Below are 13539 nucleotides of genomic sequence, written 5' to 3' on the forward strand. Positions count from 1 at the left end.
CCTAGCGCTTCCTTAGCGTTCGAGGACGAGGGCGAGGCCCTGGCCGACGCCGATGCAGAGGGTGGCGACGCCGACTCCTCCGCCCTTGCGGGCGAGTTGGTGGGCGACGGTGCCAGCGAGCCGGGCGCCGGAGGCGCCGAGCGGATGGCCGAGGGCGATGGCGCCGCCCTGGGGGTTGAGGACGGCCGGGTCGGACTCGGGCCACTCCGCGACGCATCCGAGGACCTGGGCGGCGAAGGCCTCGTTGAGTTCGAGGGTGTCGAGGTCGGCGAAGGTCTTCCCGGCCTTGGCCAGGGCCCGGTTGACGGCTTCGACGGGGGCGAGTCCGAAGTAGTGCGGGTCGGTGGCGCTCACACCGCTGGCGGAAATCCGGGCCAGCGGCTCGCGACCGGTGGCCTTCAGGCCCTCCTCGTCGGTGAGGAGCAGGGCGGCGGCGCCGTCGTTCAGCGGGGAGGCGTTGCCCGCGGTCACCGTGCCGTTCTCGGTGCGGAACGACGGCCTGAGCTTCGCCATGGCTGCCAGGGACGTGTCCGGGCGTACGGACTCGTCGGCGGCGAAGACCAGTGGATCGCCCTTGCGCCGCGGGATGGTGACCGGCGCCAACTCGGCGTCGAACAGGTCCTGTTCCTGCGCGGCGGCGGCCTTCTGGTGGGAGGCGAGCGCGAACTCGTCCTGCTGCTCGCGGCTGATCTTGTGCTTCTCGGCGATGAGTTCGGCCGACTCGCCGAGTGGGACGGTCCACTGCGGTTCCATCCTCGGGTTGACCATGCGCCAGCCCAGGGTGGTCGAGTACATCTCCGTGTGCCCGGCGGGGAAGGCTCGGTCGGACTTGGGCAGCACGTAGGGGGCGCGGGTCATGGACTCCACACCGCCGGCCACGGCGATGGAGGCGTCGCCCAGCGCGATGGCGCGGGCGGCCTGGATCACCGCCTCCAGACCGGAGGCGCACAGCCGGTTGACGGTCACCCCGGGCACCGAGGTCGGCAGGCCCGCCAGCAGCGCGGCCATCCGGCCCACGTTGCGGTTCTCCTCACCGGCACCGTTGGCGTTGCCGAAGTAGACGTCCTCGATCCGGACCGGGTCCAAGCCGGGTGTGCGAGCCAGGAGTTCACGGATCGCGTGGGCGGCCAGGTCGTCCGGGCGGACGCTCGCCAGTGCGCCGTTGTAGCGGCCGATCGGGGTGCGGACCGCGTCGACGAGGTAGACGGTCTTCACAGCAGGTCCTTTGCGACGGTCAGCTTGGCGTCGGTCCTGGCGGTGACCTCGCCGACGCCGACGCCGGGTGCGGTCTCGACCAGGACGAGTCCGTCGTCGGTGACGTCCAGGACGCCGAGGTCGGTGATGATCCGGTTCACGCACGCCTTGCCGGTCAGGGGCAGCGCGCACTGTTCGAGGATCTTCGGGGAGCCGTCCTTGGCGGTGTGGGTCATCACCACGATGACGGTGCGGGCGCCGTGGACGAGGTCCATCGCCCCGCCGATCCCGGTGATCATCTTGCCCGGGATGGCCCAGTTGGCCAGGTCACCGCCGGCGGAGACCTGCATGGCGCCCAGCACGGCGACGTCGATGTGCTGGCCGCGGATCATCGAGAACGACAGCGCCGAGTCGAAGAAGGAGGCGCCGGGCAGGACCGTGACGGTCTCCTTGCCCGCGTTGATCAGATCGGGGTCGACGGCGTCCTCGGTGGGGTAGGGGCCGGTGCCCAGGATGCCGTTCTCCGACTCCAGGATCACCTCCACACCCGCCGGCAGGTAGTTCGGGATCAGGGTGGGCAGACCGATGCCCAGGTTGACGTACTGGCCGTCCCGCAGCTCCCGCGCGGCACGGGCGGCCATCTCCTCACGCGTCCAGGCCATCAGCTGCTCACCGTTCCTCGTGCCGAAGGCGCCGACATCGTGCGCTGTTCGATCTTCTTGTCCGCCGCCTGCTCCGGCGTGAGGGCGACTACCCGCTGGACGAAGACGCCCGGCAGGTGCACCGCGTCCGGATCGATCTCACCCGGCTCAACCAGTTCTTCCACCTCGGCGATGGTGACCTTGCCGGCCATGGCGGCCAGCGGGTTGAAGTTCCGGGAGGACTTGTTGAAGACCAGGTTCCCGTGCCGGTCGCCCTTCGCCGCACGCACCAGCGCGAAGTCGGTCCGGATCCCCCGCTCCAGCACGTACTCGGTGCCGTCGAACTCGCGGACCTCCTTCGGCGGCGACGCCAGAGCCACACCGCCCTGTCCGTCGTAACGCCAGGGCAGTCCGCCCTCGGCGACCTGCGTGCCGACCCCGGCCGGGGTGTAGAAGGCGGGGATCCCGGCGCCGCCGGCCCGCAGCCGCTCGGCCAGCGTGCCCTGCGGGATCATCTCCACCTCCAGCTCACCGGCCAGATACTGTCGCGCGAACTCCTTGTTCGCCCCGATGTAGGAGCCCGTCACCCGCCCGATCCGGCCCGCCGCCAGCAGCACCGCCAGACCCGACTCCATCGCGCCGCAGTTGTTGGACACCACCGACAACCCGCCCACCCCGCGCTCGTACAGCGCCTGGATGAGCACGTTCGGCACACCGCTCAGCCCGAAACCGCCGACCGCGAGCGACGCGCCGTCCGATACGTCGGCCACCGCCTCCACGGCCGTGGCGACCACCTTGTCCATCGCAAGCCTCATCTCTGCCGAGCGTCCAGCAACCGCAGATAGTCAGGGCACTGACTATTTCGTGGGTTCCCTCACGCTGCCACTCGGGGCGTGCGCAGTCAATACCGTCTTGACCAGGATGAGCAGGACGGTCGAGGTGTCGGGAAACCCGTGGTGGACGGGTGGCTCGCCGGCGGTATCGTTCAGTGCACCTACAGAACGTCACGAACGACACGACGGACCAACGCGAGGAGCGCACATGGGCGCGGTGGACCTCTCGACCCACCCCGGGCATCTGGCCCGGCGGTTGCAGCAGGCGCACTACCTGCTGTGGAACACGATGGTCTCCGAGGAGATCACCTCGCCGCAGTTCGCGGTCCTGAACGTGCTCGTCGCCGAGCCGGGGCTCGACCAGCGCACGGTGGGGGAGCGGGTGGGCCTCGACCGGTCCACCATCGCGGAGGTGATCAGCCGCCTCGGCCGTCGCGGGCTGCTCGACAAGGTGCGTGACCCGCAGGACGGACGCCGCTTCCTGCTGCGGCTGACCGGGGAGGGGGAGCGCACCCACCGGAAGCTCACCGTGCGCACGGCCCGGATGAACCAGGTCTTCCTGGGGCCGCTCAGCGCCGACGAGCAGGCCCTCTTCTTCGACCTCATCCGGCGGGTCGCGGACGCGGCCGAGGGGCTGCGCCATCCGGCGGCACCCCTCGCCGCACAGCCCTGACGTCCGCCGTCGTCGCCGGTCACCGCCCGCACGTCACCGGTCCGGGGTGAAGACCACCCAGACCTGACCCCGGGCGAAGTTCACGTTCGTGCCGTCGGCGGCAGTGAACCGCGTGCCGTCCGCCGCGCTCGGGCGCTTCCAGGTGGCGTCGTACACCCGCCCGTCGCGCAGTACCTCCGCCTTCCCCGAGCCGACGGTCTCGGTGTACGGGGTGTAGTTGCCGAGCACGTCGTGCAGATCCGACTTGCGTACCCTCACGTGCTGCACCACGACCGTCGTGGGCACCACCTGCTGCCCGTCGGTCGTGACGGTCTGGCTGCCGTCCATCGCCACCTTCCAGCCGTGCTGTTTCGTGGACCAGGTGAAGGTGAAGCGGGCCGCCGGGTAGCGGACCGTGCGCGAGGTCTCGGCGCGGCCGCCCGCTGGTGCCGGTCCGTAGCGGAAGCCGGTGGTCAGCGCGTCCGCTCCCGGGGCCGAGTCCAGGAGTTTGTCGGGGCGCAGGTAGAGGTTGTGCGGGGCCGGCTTGGCGGTGCCCCGGAAGTAAGCGTCGGGCTTGTTGTCGGGCGTTCTGGGGGACAGCGGGGCGGCGTCGATCAGCGGCAGCAGTTTCTTCTGGGCGCCGGAGAAGGCGAGCGTGGGACGGTCGAACTGGCGCAGCAGTTCGAGGTCGGACTCGCGCGCGCTGCGCACCGGCCCGACGACCGGGGGCAGCCGGGTGGCGTAGACCGCCATCAGTCGGCTCAGCCCGCCCTCGACCTGCTCCGCGTACACGATGTCGGCGGCGTTCAGACCGGTCTGGGGGCGGGCCGCTCCCACGTTGTCGATCTTGACGGCGAGGACGGGTCCGGACTGCTCAGGACTCGGGGCCGGGGTCTGCGGAAGTTCCCGCACCGGCCTCGGGGTCTCCCCCTTTCCGTTCCGCCCGTCCTCGACGGTGCCGTGCCGCGCCGTGCAGCCCGTCGCCACGGTGGCCGTCGCCATGGCGGCCAGCAGCGCCACCGCCGAGGCGGAGTAGCGCACGCTCACGCTTCGTCCAAAGTCCACCCTTCAGCCCCCGTCTCCGTACTTCTGTCTTTTGACTGTGTGTTTATCCGCTCATCGGTGGCCATACCCGTTCGGTTCTGATCGAGCGCGCCCAGTGGGCCGATCGGCCCAATGAGCCGGCCGGCGGTTCGGCGGGTCGGGCCGCGGGTACTCGGGCGCGGCACAGGAGAGGCAGAACCACGGAGGGAGCGCGCCGCGATGAAGGCAGTGACGTGGCAGGGCAAGCGCGACGTTCGGGTGGACGAGGTCCCCGACCCGAAGATCCAGGAGCCGACGGACGCCGTCATCCGGATCACCTCGACCGGCCTGTGCGGCTCCGATCTGCACCTCTACGAGGTGCTCACGCCGTTCATGACACCGGGCGACATCCTCGGCCACGAACCCATGGGCATCGTGGAGGAGGTCGGCGCCGAGGTGCCGAACCTCAAGCCCGGCGACCGGGTGGTCGTACCGTTCCAGATCTCCTGCGGCCACTGCTTCATGTGCTCCGCGGGCCTGACGACCCAGTGCGAGACCACTCAGGTCACCAGCGAGGGCATGGGTGCCGCCCTGTTCGGCTACACCCGCCTGTACGGCGCCGTGCCGGGCGCCCAGGCCGAGTACCTGCGCATCCCGCAAGCCCAGTTCGGCCCGATCAAGCTCCCCGAGGGCCCGCCCGACGACCGGTTCCTCTATCTCTCGGACGTGCTGCCGACCGCCTGGCAGGCGGTCGCGTACGCCGACGTGCCGCGCGGCGGGAGTGTGGCCGTACTCGGTCTCGGCCCCATCGGCGACATGGCGTGCCGGATCGCCAAGGCGCGCGGCGCCGAGCGGGTGTTCGGCGTGGACCTGGTCCCGGAACGGCTGGTCCGGGCGCGCCGGCGGGGCGTGGAGACCTACGACCTGCGCGGCTTCGACCACGAGAAGGAGCTGGTCGCGGCGATCCGCGACGAGACACAGGGACGTGGGCCCGATGCCGTGATCGACGCGGTCGGCACCGAGGCGCACGGCAGCGCGGCCGCCCGTCTCGTCCAGCAGGCCGCCGCGGTGCTGCCGCACGCGCTGAGCGCACCGCTCGCGGAACGCTTCAGCGTGGACCGGCTCGCCGCCCTGCACGCCGCCATTGAACTGGTGCGCCGCGGCGGCACGCTCTCCCTGAGCGGCATCTACGGCGGCACGGCCGACCCGATGCCGATGATCACGCTCTTCGACAAGCAGATCCAGATGCGCATGGGCCAGGCCAACGTCCGCCGCTGGACCGACGAGATCATGCCCTATCTGACGGACGAGGACCCGCTCGGCGTCGACGACTTCGCCACGCACCGGCTGCCGCTGTCGGACGCCCCGCACGCGTACGAGATGTTCCAGCGCAAGCAGGAAGGGGCCGTCAAGGTCGTCATGCGGCCGTGAGCGCGGGCGGCCCGCGTCCGGGCCGCCGCGTCCCGCCGCGCATGGGCCCGCCGTGCACGGGCTGGGGCCGGCGGGCTCAGGGGTGGGAGCCGAAGACCTCAGCCAGGTCGTAGCGGACCGGCTCCTCCAACTGGGCGTAGGTGCAGCTCTCCGGCGCGCGGTCCGGACGCCAGCGGCGGAAGCGGGCCGTGTGCCGGAACCGCGCCCCGTTCTCCATGTGGTCGTAGGCCACCTCGGCCACCCGCTCCGGCCGCAGCGGCACCCAGGACAGGTCCTTCTTCCCCGACCAGCGGCTGGGCGCGCCGGGCAGCCGGGCCGCTTCGTGGGCCGCCTCGTCCGACCAGGCCGCCCACGGGTGCCCGGTGACGTCGTCCATCCGCAGCGGCTCCAGCTCCTCGATCAGCTCGGCGCGCCGCTTCATCGGGAACGCGGCGGACACGCCGACGTGTTGCAGGGTGCCCCGGTCGTCGTACAGGCCGAGCAGCAGCGAGCCGACGACGGGGCCGCTCTTGTGGTGGCGGTACCCGGCGACCACCACGTCCGCCGTGCGCTCGTGCTTGACCTTGAACATGGCCCGCTCGTCCTGGAGATAGCGCAGCCCCAGCGGCTTGGCCACGACACCGTCCAGGCCCGCGCCCTCGTACTGCTCGAACCAGCGCCGGGCCACCTCGATGTCGGTCGTGGCGGGCGCCACGTGCACCGGAGCGGTGACCCCCGCCAGCGCCCGGACCAGCAGCGCGCGCCGGTCGGACAGCGGCACGTCCAGCAGGGACTCGCCGTCCAGGGCGAGCAGGTCGAAGGCCACGAAGGACGACGGGGTCCGCTCGGCCAGCATCCGCACCCGGGAGTCGGCCGGGTGGATCCGCTCGGTCAGCGCGTCGAAGTCCAGCCGGCCCTCCCGCGCGATCACGATCTCCCCGTCCAGCACGCACCGCTCGGGCAGCCGCTCCTTGAGCGCCTCGACCAGCTCGGGAAAGTACCTGGTCAGCGGCCTTCCCGTACGGCTGCCGAGCTCGACCTCGGCGCCGTCGCGGAACACGATCGCCCGGAACCCGTCCCACTTCGCCTCGTACTGCATGTCCGGCGGGATCCTCGCCACCGACTTGGCGAGCATCGGCTTCACAGGGGGCATCACCGGCAGGTCCATGGCTAGCATTCTGCGCGCCCGCGCGCGTGCTCGCCCGGTGTGCGAGGACAGCGAGCTGCCCCTACCGTGGCTCGCATGGGCGATGCGGTGGAACTGGAGGTGGGCGGGCGGACCGTACGGCTGTCCAGCCCGGACAAGGTCTTCTTTCCCGAGCGCGGGTTCACCAAGCTGGACATCGCCCGGTACTACCAGGCCGTCGCCCCCGGCATCCTGCGCGCCCTGCGCGACCGCCCCACCACCCTGGAGCGCTACCCGGACGGCATCACCGGCGAGTGGTTCTTCCAGAAGCGGGCGCCCAAGGGCATGCCCGCGTGGATTCCCACCGCCCACATCACCTTCCCCAGCGGCCGCAGCGCCGACGAGATGTGCCCCACCGAGGAGGCCGCCGTGGTGTGGGCGGCCCAGTACGGCACGCTCACCTTCCACCCCTGGCCGGTACGCCGCGACGACGTCGACCACCCGGACGAACTGCGCATCGACCTCGACCCCCAGCCCGGCACCGACTTCGCCGACGCCGTGCGCGCCGCCCACGAACTGCGGTCCGTGCTGGAGGAGTTCGGGGGCCTGCGCGGCTGGCCCAAGACCTCCGGCGGCCGCGGCCTGCACGTGTTCGTGCCGATCCAGCCGCGCTGGACCTTTACCCAGGTACGGCGCGCCGCGATCGCCGTGGGCCGGGAGATGGAACGCCGGATGCCCGAGCACGTGACGATCAAGTGGTGGAAGGAGGAGCGCGGCGCCCGCATCTTCCTGGACTACAACCAGACGGCCCGCGACCGCACCATCGCCTCCGCCTACTCCGTGCGCCCCCGCCCAAACGCCCCCGTCTCGGCGCCCCTGCGCTGGGAGGAGGTCGGCACCGCCCGGCCCCAGGACTTCGACGTGGCCACCATGCCCTCCCGGTTCGCCGAAGTCGGCGACGTGCACGCCGACATGGACAACCACGCCTTCTCCCTGGAGGCGCTGCTGGAACTGGCCGCCCAGGACGAACGCGACCACGGCCTCGGTGATCTGCCCTACCCGCCCGAGTACCCGAAGATGCCGGGCGAGCCGAAGCGGGTCCAGCCGAGCCGGGCGAAGAAGGAGGGCCCGGCCGCGGGCTGAGGGAGCGGGCTGAGGGAGCGGGCACCCCTGGTGGGAGGCGCGCTCCGGGGCGAGAGCGCTCTCACGGCGGGGCCCGGGCGCGGCTATCCTGATCAGCAAACGCCGGTGAGGAGCGCAGAAGTGACCGAGACAGCGTCGCGTCCCACGTTGGAGGCCGTGGCCGCGCGTGCGGGGGTGTCGCGGGCCACCGTGTCGCGGGTGGTGAACGGCGGCGACGGGGTGAGGGAGCCGCTGGCCGAACGGGTGCGGCGGGCCGTGGAGGAACTCGGGTACGTGCCGAACCAGGCCGCCCGCAGCCTGGTGACCAAGCGGCACGACGCCGTCGCCGTCGTCGTCGCCGAACCGGAGACCAGGGTCTTCGCCGACCCCTTCTTCGCACTGCAACTGCGGGGCATCAGCAAGGAGCTGACGGCCCACGACTCGCAGCTCGTGCTGCTGCTGACGGAGGGGCGTGACGACCACGCCAGGGTCGGGCGCTACCTTGCCGGCGGTCACGTCGACGGCGCGCTCGTGTTCTCGCTCCACCTCGACGACCCGCTGCCGGGGCTGATCCGGCGCGCCGGGGTGCCGACCGTGTTCGGCGGGCGGCCCGGCTGGAGCGACGACACCGCCCCCGGCGCCGCGGACCCCGCGCGGACGGCCGGGAACCCCGCGGTCGTCTACGTCGACAGCGACAACCGGGGCGGGGCGCGGGAGGCCGTACGGCATCTGGTCGGCCTCGGCCGGACCAGGATCGGGCACATCACCGGCGCCCTCGACCAGACCTCGGCGGTGGACCGGCTCGACGGCTTCCGGGACGTGATGGTCGACGCCGACCCTCGGCTGATCGTGGAGAGCGACTTCACCCCGGCCGGCGGCGAGCGCGCCATGCGCGAACTCCTCGACCGCTGCCCCGACCTGGACGCGGTGTTCGCCGCGAACGACCTCACCGCCTCCGGTGCCCTGCGCGTGCTGCGCGAGCGCGGGCTGCGGGTCCCCGACGACGTCGCCGTGGTCGGCTTCGACGACATGCTGCCCGTGGCCGAGCAGACCGAGCCGCCGCTGACGACCGTGCGTCAGGACATCGAGGAGATGGGCCGGCTGATGGCCCGCCTCCTGCTGCGCGACCTCGACGGGCAGGGCGCCGAGGCCGGGGTGGGCGGCGCGCCGCGCAGCGTCATCCTGCCGACCACCCTCGTACGGCGCGCGTCCGCGTGAGCCCGCCGGGCCGCCAGGGTGACCTCACGTCTGCGGCGGGGTGCTCCTGATCACCGCGAAGCGGGCGCCGTAGGGGTCGGCGAGCCTGGCGATACGACCGACGCCCGTGACGTCGGTCGCGGGCACCCGGACCGTGCCGCCCAGTTCCTCGGCCCTGGCCACCGTCGCGTCCGTGTCCGGGACCTCGAAGTACGGCAGCCAGTACGCGCCCGTCTTCGCCTCGGTCGGGTCGTCGGCGAGGGCCACGATGCCGCCGAACATGGCTTCCTCGCCACCCTCGGCGGGGTTCACGCACGTGTAGGTGCCGCCGGGGAAGGGCACCGCGGAGGTCTCCAGGCCCAGCACCTTGTTGTAGAACGCTGCCGCCGCGGCGATGTCCGCCGTGTACAGCTCGACCCAGCACAGCGAGCCCGCCTCGCCGGCCATGTCCACGCCCTTGATCCGCCCCGGCTGCCAGATGCCGAACGGCACGCCCGCCTTGTCGGCGAGGACCGCCATGTGCCCCTCGCCCATCACGTCCATGGGCTGGACCAGCACGGTCCCGTGCGCCTCCTCGGCTGTCTTGGCGGTCGCCGCCGCGTCGGCGCTCTGGAAGTACACGGTCCAGGAGGGCGGCCCCTGCTCCGGCGTGGTCTGCATCCCGCCGGCCACCGTCCGGCCGCCGAGCTGGAAGAAGCCGTAGCCACCGGCCTGCGGCCCGGCCGACTGGAACCGCCAGCCGAAGAGAGCGCCGTAGAAGGAGCCGGCGCCGTCGATGTCGGGGGTACCGACGTCGATCCAGTTAGGAGCGCCGTTGACGAAACGGGTGGTGAGCATCCTTGCCCTCCTTCGAAGGTGCCCGGTTGTCTGCACTGCCGAGTCTGTCACCGCCCACCGACAACCGCCGCCGCAACACGACGCCCTACCGTGCTGCGGCATGGCGGCGAGGTCCGGCCCGGGACGTGGTCGCCACTCGTGCTCGCGGCGGCGACACGGCGCGTCGCGCGGCAACGACGGCGGACCTTGGGGGCGAGGTCGCCGCTCGGGCTCGGGCCGCTGCACGGCGAGTGCCCACCCTGGGCCTTGTGGCTGCCGCGAGGCAACGACCGCCGGCCCTGGAACGGCGTCGCTGCGCGGGCTCGGAGCTGCTGCCCCGGTCGACTGCGGTGGTCGCGGGGTTACCCGGTCGCGGCCGCCGCCCCGGTTCCCTGCGGCACCCCGGTCACGACGGTCGCCCCTCGGGACCGCCACACGGCACGGTGACGGGACTGGTCGAGGGTCGCGATGGTCGACCCTGGGCGTCGCCGTACGGCAACGGTGGGCTGCTTGGGGCGAGGTTGTCGCGCGGCGACGACGGCGGGCCTGCGGGCGAGGTTGCCGCTCGACTCGGGCTGTTGCCTCGGTCGAGAGCGGTGGTCGCGGGCACGGCGGTCGCCCAGGGGCGTGGCTGTCAATCCTGCGCGTGGCCGTTGTCCTGGTCATGCTGCTCGACTGCCCGCGGTGGTCGGCCCGGTGGCGGGTGGACCTGCTGGCGGTGGTCGCCCGGAAGCGGTGGTCGCCACGTGCCGAGGCGGTCACCCGCCCGGTGCGGTCACCCCGCTGACGGTGTTCACCTGGCTGCTGCGGTCCCTCTGCTGACGGCGGTCACCCCGCCGCGGTGGACTCGCTGGCGTTGGTCGCCTGGCAGCGGCGGTCGGCCTCCGCCGAGGCGGTCACCCGTCCGCTTCGGTCGGGCCGCTGACAGCGGTCACCCGCCCTTGGCGGTCGCCCCGCTGGCGATGGTCACCTGGCTGCGCTGGTCGGCCCCGCTGACGGCGGTCGCCCGGCAGCGGCGGTTGGCCCGGTGGTCGTCGTTCCCGGCACGAGTGGAGCCCGGGCATATTTTCGGGGTTTCCGCGCGCCGCCGTGCGGTTCGGGTGGGGGTGCGGTCATCATCGGGGCGGTGGGGTGACTGCGGGGGACGCGTTGAGCCGGTGTTGATCGAATGTTTCGCGTCGACCGGCACGATCCCGTTCATGCACTTCGAGACGACCACCCCGGCCGGCATCGCCTGGCAGGACCGGGCCCTGTGCGCGCAGACCGGGGCCGACTTCTTCTTTCCCGAGCCGGGCAGCTCGGTGCGTGAGGCGAAGCGCATCTGCGGGATGTGCGAGATGCGCTCGGCCTGCCTGGAGTACGCCCTCGCGAACGACGAACGCTTCGGCGTCTGGGGTGGCCTGTCCGAGAAGGAACGGCAGGCCCTCGGGCGGACCCAGCGGTCCGCCCCGTGCGCGAACGGCTGATCAGGCGCCGGCCCGCGCCGCCATCCGCGCCCGCCGCGCGGCGAGCCGCTCGTCGAACTTCGTCGCCTCGTCGTTCAGCCCGCCCATGAACAGGCCCAGCTCCTCCTGCGCCTGCAGGCCCTCGGGGCCGAGGCCGTCGATCTCCAGCACCTTCAGGAAGCGCAGCACCGGCTGGAGCACGTCGTCGTGGTGGATGCGCAGGTTGTAGACGCCGCCGATGGCCATCTGCGCCGCCGCCCGCTCGAAGCCGGGGATGCCGTGGCCGGGCATGCGGAAGTCGACCACCACGTCCCGCACTGCCTGCATGGTCAGGTCGGGCGCGATCTCGAAGGCCGCCTTGAGCAGGTTGCGGTAGAAGACCATGTGCAGGTTCTCGTCCGTCGAGATGCGCGCCAGCATGCGGTCGCAGACCGGATCGCCGGACTGGTGCCCGGTGTTGCGGTGCGAGATACGGGTGGCGAGCTCCTGGAAGGCGACGTACGCGACCGAGTGCAGCATCGAGTGCCGGTTGTCCGACTCGAAGCCCTCGCTCATGTGCGCCATCCGGAACTGCTCCAGCTTGTCCGGGTCGACCGCGCGCGAGGCGAGCAGGTAGTCGCGCATCACGATGCCGTGCCGGCCCTCCTCGGCCGTCCAGCGGTGCACCCAAGTGCCCCAGGCGCCGTCCCGGCCGAACAGGGTGGCGATCTCGTGGTGGTAGCTGGGGAGGTTGTCCTCGGTCAGCAGGTTGACCACCAGGGCGATCCGGCCGACCTCCGTGACCTTGGACTGCTCCTTGTCCCAGGCCTCGCCGTCCTCGAAGAGACCGGGGAAGTTGCGGCCGTCGCTCCAGGGCACGTACTCGTGCGGCATCCAGTCCTTGGCGACCGTCAGATGCCGGTTCAGCTCCTTCTCGACCACTTCCTCCAGCGCGTACAGCAGCCGCGCGTCGGTCCATGCGGACGGGCTGCCGAGGTGAGGAGAGGTGAGGGTCACGGAAACTCCAAGGGGACGCGCGGGGAAGCGGGGGCGGGCAGGGCGGAACGGAACGGCCCGGCGAGCGGTGCACGGGAACCTACGGGATCGTAGGCTACGAAACCGTAGGTTACGAATCCGTAGGTTAAGTTCGCCGTAAAGGTGGCTGATCAGAAGGGTGCCGAAAAGGAGTTGACGGACGCCCAGAAGCGCTCCAGGACCGCAGGTCCCGGGGCTGGAACAGGCGCCGCCCGCCTCGTCAGGCGTACAACTCCCGCAACCGTACCGAGAGGCACGTCACACAGCCTTCTAGCTTCTCGAACTCGCCGATGTCCACCACGACCGGCTCGAAGCCGAGGTCGCCCAGCAGTTCCGCCGTCTTCGGCGCGCTCGCCGCCATCAGCAGCCTGTCGCCGCCGAGCAGTACCACATGGGCGCCGGACTCCTCCGGCACCGGCAGGAAACGCGGGTACAGCGACGGCGTGTCCACCTTCGGGATGTGCCCGATGACCGTCCCGTCGGGCAGCGCCGTCACCGCCGACTTCAGATGCAGCACCTTGCTCACCGGTACGGTCACGACCCGCGCCCCGAGCGGCTCGAACACCGCCCGCAACTGCTGCACGCCGGCCGCGTTGGTGCGCCCGCCGCGACCGACGTAGACCGTGTCGCCGACCTTCAGCACGTCCCCGCCGTCCAGGGTTCCCGGCTCCCAGACCCAGTTCACCGAGCAGCCCAGACGGGCCACGGCCTGCTCCACCCCGGCGGTCTCGCCACGCCGGGACCGGGCGCCCGGACGGGTGATCAGGGCGACGTTCCGGTACACGACGACGGTGTCCTCCACGAACACCGCGTCGGGGCAGTCGTCGGCCGGTTCGACCTCGACCGTCTCCCAGCCATGGTCGCGCAGTGCCTCGACGTACGCCGCCCATTGCCGCACCGCCAGTTCGACGTCGACCTCCTCCCGCTCGACATGGGTCACCAGCCCTTCGGCGAGACGTGGACCGGGGTGGCGGACGAGGGCCTTCTTGGTGGGCACGAGGGGCCTTTCGTGTCTGCGCGGGGGGAGGTTCCCGGCGCGGCCGTGACCGCACCGGGCCGCCATCAT

14 protein-coding genes are annotated in these 13539 nt (G+C 71.8%); 6 read left to right on the forward strand and 8 right to left on the reverse strand.

Annotated features, from left to right (window positions below):
* Positions 1-12: 12 nt before the first annotated feature.
* Genes ABZ818_RS03925 through ABZ818_RS03935 form a run of 3 tightly spaced genes read right to left on the reverse strand, consistent with a single transcriptional unit; the run spans position 13 to position 2638 of the window.
* On the reverse strand, positions 13-1215 hold the full coding sequence (locus ABZ818_RS03925; RefSeq protein ID WP_361410333.1) for a thiolase family protein: 1203 nt from the start codon (positions 1213-1215) through the stop codon (positions 13-15).
* Positions 1212-1856 (reverse strand): CoA transferase subunit B, encoded by a 645-nt coding sequence (locus ABZ818_RS03930; protein ID WP_361410336.1) that lies wholly within the window; start codon positions 1854-1856, stop codon positions 1212-1214. Before ABZ818_RS03930 ends, ABZ818_RS03925 begins: the two co-directional genes overlap by 4 nt.
* A complete protein-coding gene (locus tag ABZ818_RS03935; protein WP_361410508.1) occupies positions 1856-2638 on the reverse strand; it encodes a CoA transferase subunit A in 783 nt (260 codons plus the stop codon). Before ABZ818_RS03935 ends, ABZ818_RS03930 begins: the two co-directional genes overlap by 1 nt.
* A gap of 238 nt (positions 2639-2876) precedes the next feature.
* On the opposite strand from ABZ818_RS03935, the gene ABZ818_RS03940 reads away from it, so the two are divergent.
* On the forward strand, positions 2877-3341 hold the full coding sequence (locus tag ABZ818_RS03940; protein WP_361410339.1) for a MarR family transcriptional regulator: 465 nt from the start codon (positions 2877-2879) through the stop codon (positions 3339-3341).
* Positions 3342-3374: 33 nt separating this feature from the next.
* Here ABZ818_RS03940 and ABZ818_RS03945 read toward each other — a convergent pair whose 3' ends face one another.
* The gene (locus tag ABZ818_RS03945; RefSeq protein ID WP_361410510.1) at positions 3375-4322 is read right to left on the reverse strand and encodes a DUF3048 domain-containing protein; all 948 of its coding nucleotides are present in this window, start codon (positions 4320-4322) and stop codon (positions 3375-3377) included.
* Between the two features lie 261 nt (positions 4323-4583).
* On the opposite strand from ABZ818_RS03945, the gene ABZ818_RS03950 reads away from it, so the two are divergent.
* The gene (locus ABZ818_RS03950) at positions 4584-5774 is read left to right on the forward strand and encodes a zinc-dependent alcohol dehydrogenase (protein ID WP_361410341.1); all 1191 of its coding nucleotides are present in this window, start codon (positions 4584-4586) and stop codon (positions 5772-5774) included.
* A 76-nt stretch (positions 5775-5850) separates the two neighbouring features.
* On the opposite strand, the gene ABZ818_RS03955 is transcribed toward ABZ818_RS03950, so the two are convergent.
* The gene (locus ABZ818_RS03955) at positions 5851-6921 is read right to left on the reverse strand and encodes an ATP-dependent DNA ligase (protein WP_361410344.1); all 1071 of its coding nucleotides are present in this window, start codon (positions 6919-6921) and stop codon (positions 5851-5853) included.
* Positions 6922-6996: 75 nt separating this feature from the next.
* Between ABZ818_RS03955 and ligD the strand changes: the two genes are divergently transcribed.
* Both ligD and ABZ818_RS03965 read left to right on the forward strand, forming a co-directional pair.
* On the forward strand, positions 6997-8022 hold the full coding sequence (ligD, locus tag ABZ818_RS03960; RefSeq protein ID WP_361410347.1) for a non-homologous end-joining DNA ligase: 1026 nt from the start codon (positions 6997-6999) through the stop codon (positions 8020-8022).
* A gap of 120 nt (positions 8023-8142) precedes the next feature.
* A complete protein-coding gene (locus tag ABZ818_RS03965; protein ID WP_361410350.1) occupies positions 8143-9219 on the forward strand; it encodes a LacI family DNA-binding transcriptional regulator in 1077 nt (358 codons plus the stop codon).
* Between the two features lie 24 nt (positions 9220-9243).
* Here the strand turns inward: ABZ818_RS03965 and ABZ818_RS03970 are convergent, their stop codons facing one another.
* The gene (locus ABZ818_RS03970; RefSeq protein WP_361410352.1) at positions 9244-10035 is read right to left on the reverse strand and encodes a VOC family protein; all 792 of its coding nucleotides are present in this window, start codon (positions 10033-10035) and stop codon (positions 9244-9246) included.
* A 625-nt stretch (positions 10036-10660) separates the two neighbouring features.
* Between ABZ818_RS03970 and ABZ818_RS03975 the strand changes: the two genes are divergently transcribed.
* Positions 10661-10801 carry a hypothetical protein gene (locus tag ABZ818_RS03975; protein ID WP_361410355.1) on the forward strand — a complete coding sequence of 47 codons (141 nt, stop codon included), beginning with the start codon at positions 10661-10663 and terminating at the stop codon, positions 10799-10801.
* A 412-nt stretch (positions 10802-11213) separates the two neighbouring features.
* On the forward strand, positions 11214-11480 hold the full coding sequence (locus ABZ818_RS03980; RefSeq protein ID WP_361410358.1) for a WhiB family transcriptional regulator: 267 nt from the start codon (positions 11214-11216) through the stop codon (positions 11478-11480).
* Here the strand turns inward: ABZ818_RS03980 and ABZ818_RS03985 are convergent, their stop codons facing one another.
* Positions 11481-12455 carry an acyl-ACP desaturase gene (locus ABZ818_RS03985; protein ID WP_361410360.1) on the reverse strand — a complete coding sequence of 325 codons (975 nt, stop codon included), beginning with the start codon at positions 12453-12455 and terminating at the stop codon, positions 11481-11483.
* Positions 12456-12693: 238 nt separating this feature from the next.
* Positions 12694-13470: a dimethylargininase gene (gene ddaH / locus ABZ818_RS03990; RefSeq protein ID WP_361410363.1), complete on the reverse strand. Its 777-nt coding sequence runs from the start codon at positions 13468-13470 to the stop codon at positions 12694-12696.
* Positions 13471-13539 lie beyond the last annotated feature (69 nt).

Origin of the sequence: Streptomyces sp. NPDC047453 (genome assembly GCF_040643155.1) — a bacterium.
Lineage (GTDB): Bacteria > Actinomycetota > Actinomycetes > Streptomycetales > Streptomycetaceae > Streptomyces.

Coding starts and splice junctions, on each gene's coding strand:
- ABZ818_RS03930 (WP_361410336.1), bottom strand. CDS start 1,856: ATGGCCTGGACGCGTGAGGAGATGGCCGCCCGTGCCGCGCGGGAGCTG.
- ligD (WP_361410347.1), top strand. CDS start 6,997: ATGGGCGATGCGGTGGAACTGGAGGTGGGCGGGCGGACCGTACGGCTG.
- ABZ818_RS03980 (WP_361410358.1), top strand. CDS start 11,214: ATGCACTTCGAGACGACCACCCCGGCCGGCATCGCCTGGCAGGACCGG.
- ABZ818_RS03945 (WP_361410510.1), bottom strand. CDS start 4,322: ATGGCGACGGCCACCGTGGCGACGGGCTGCACGGCGCGGCACGGCACC.
- ABZ818_RS03950 (WP_361410341.1), top strand. CDS start 4,584: ATGAAGGCAGTGACGTGGCAGGGCAAGCGCGACGTTCGGGTGGACGAG.
- ABZ818_RS03935 (WP_361410508.1), bottom strand. CDS start 2,638: ATGGACAAGGTGGTCGCCACGGCCGTGGAGGCGGTGGCCGACGTATCG.
- ABZ818_RS03955 (WP_361410344.1), bottom strand. CDS start 6,921: ATGGACCTGCCGGTGATGCCCCCTGTGAAGCCGATGCTCGCCAAGTCG.
- ABZ818_RS03940 (WP_361410339.1), top strand. CDS start 2,877: ATGGGCGCGGTGGACCTCTCGACCCACCCCGGGCATCTGGCCCGGCGG.
- ABZ818_RS03970 (WP_361410352.1), bottom strand. CDS start 10,035: ATGCTCACCACCCGTTTCGTCAACGGCGCTCCTAACTGGATCGACGTC.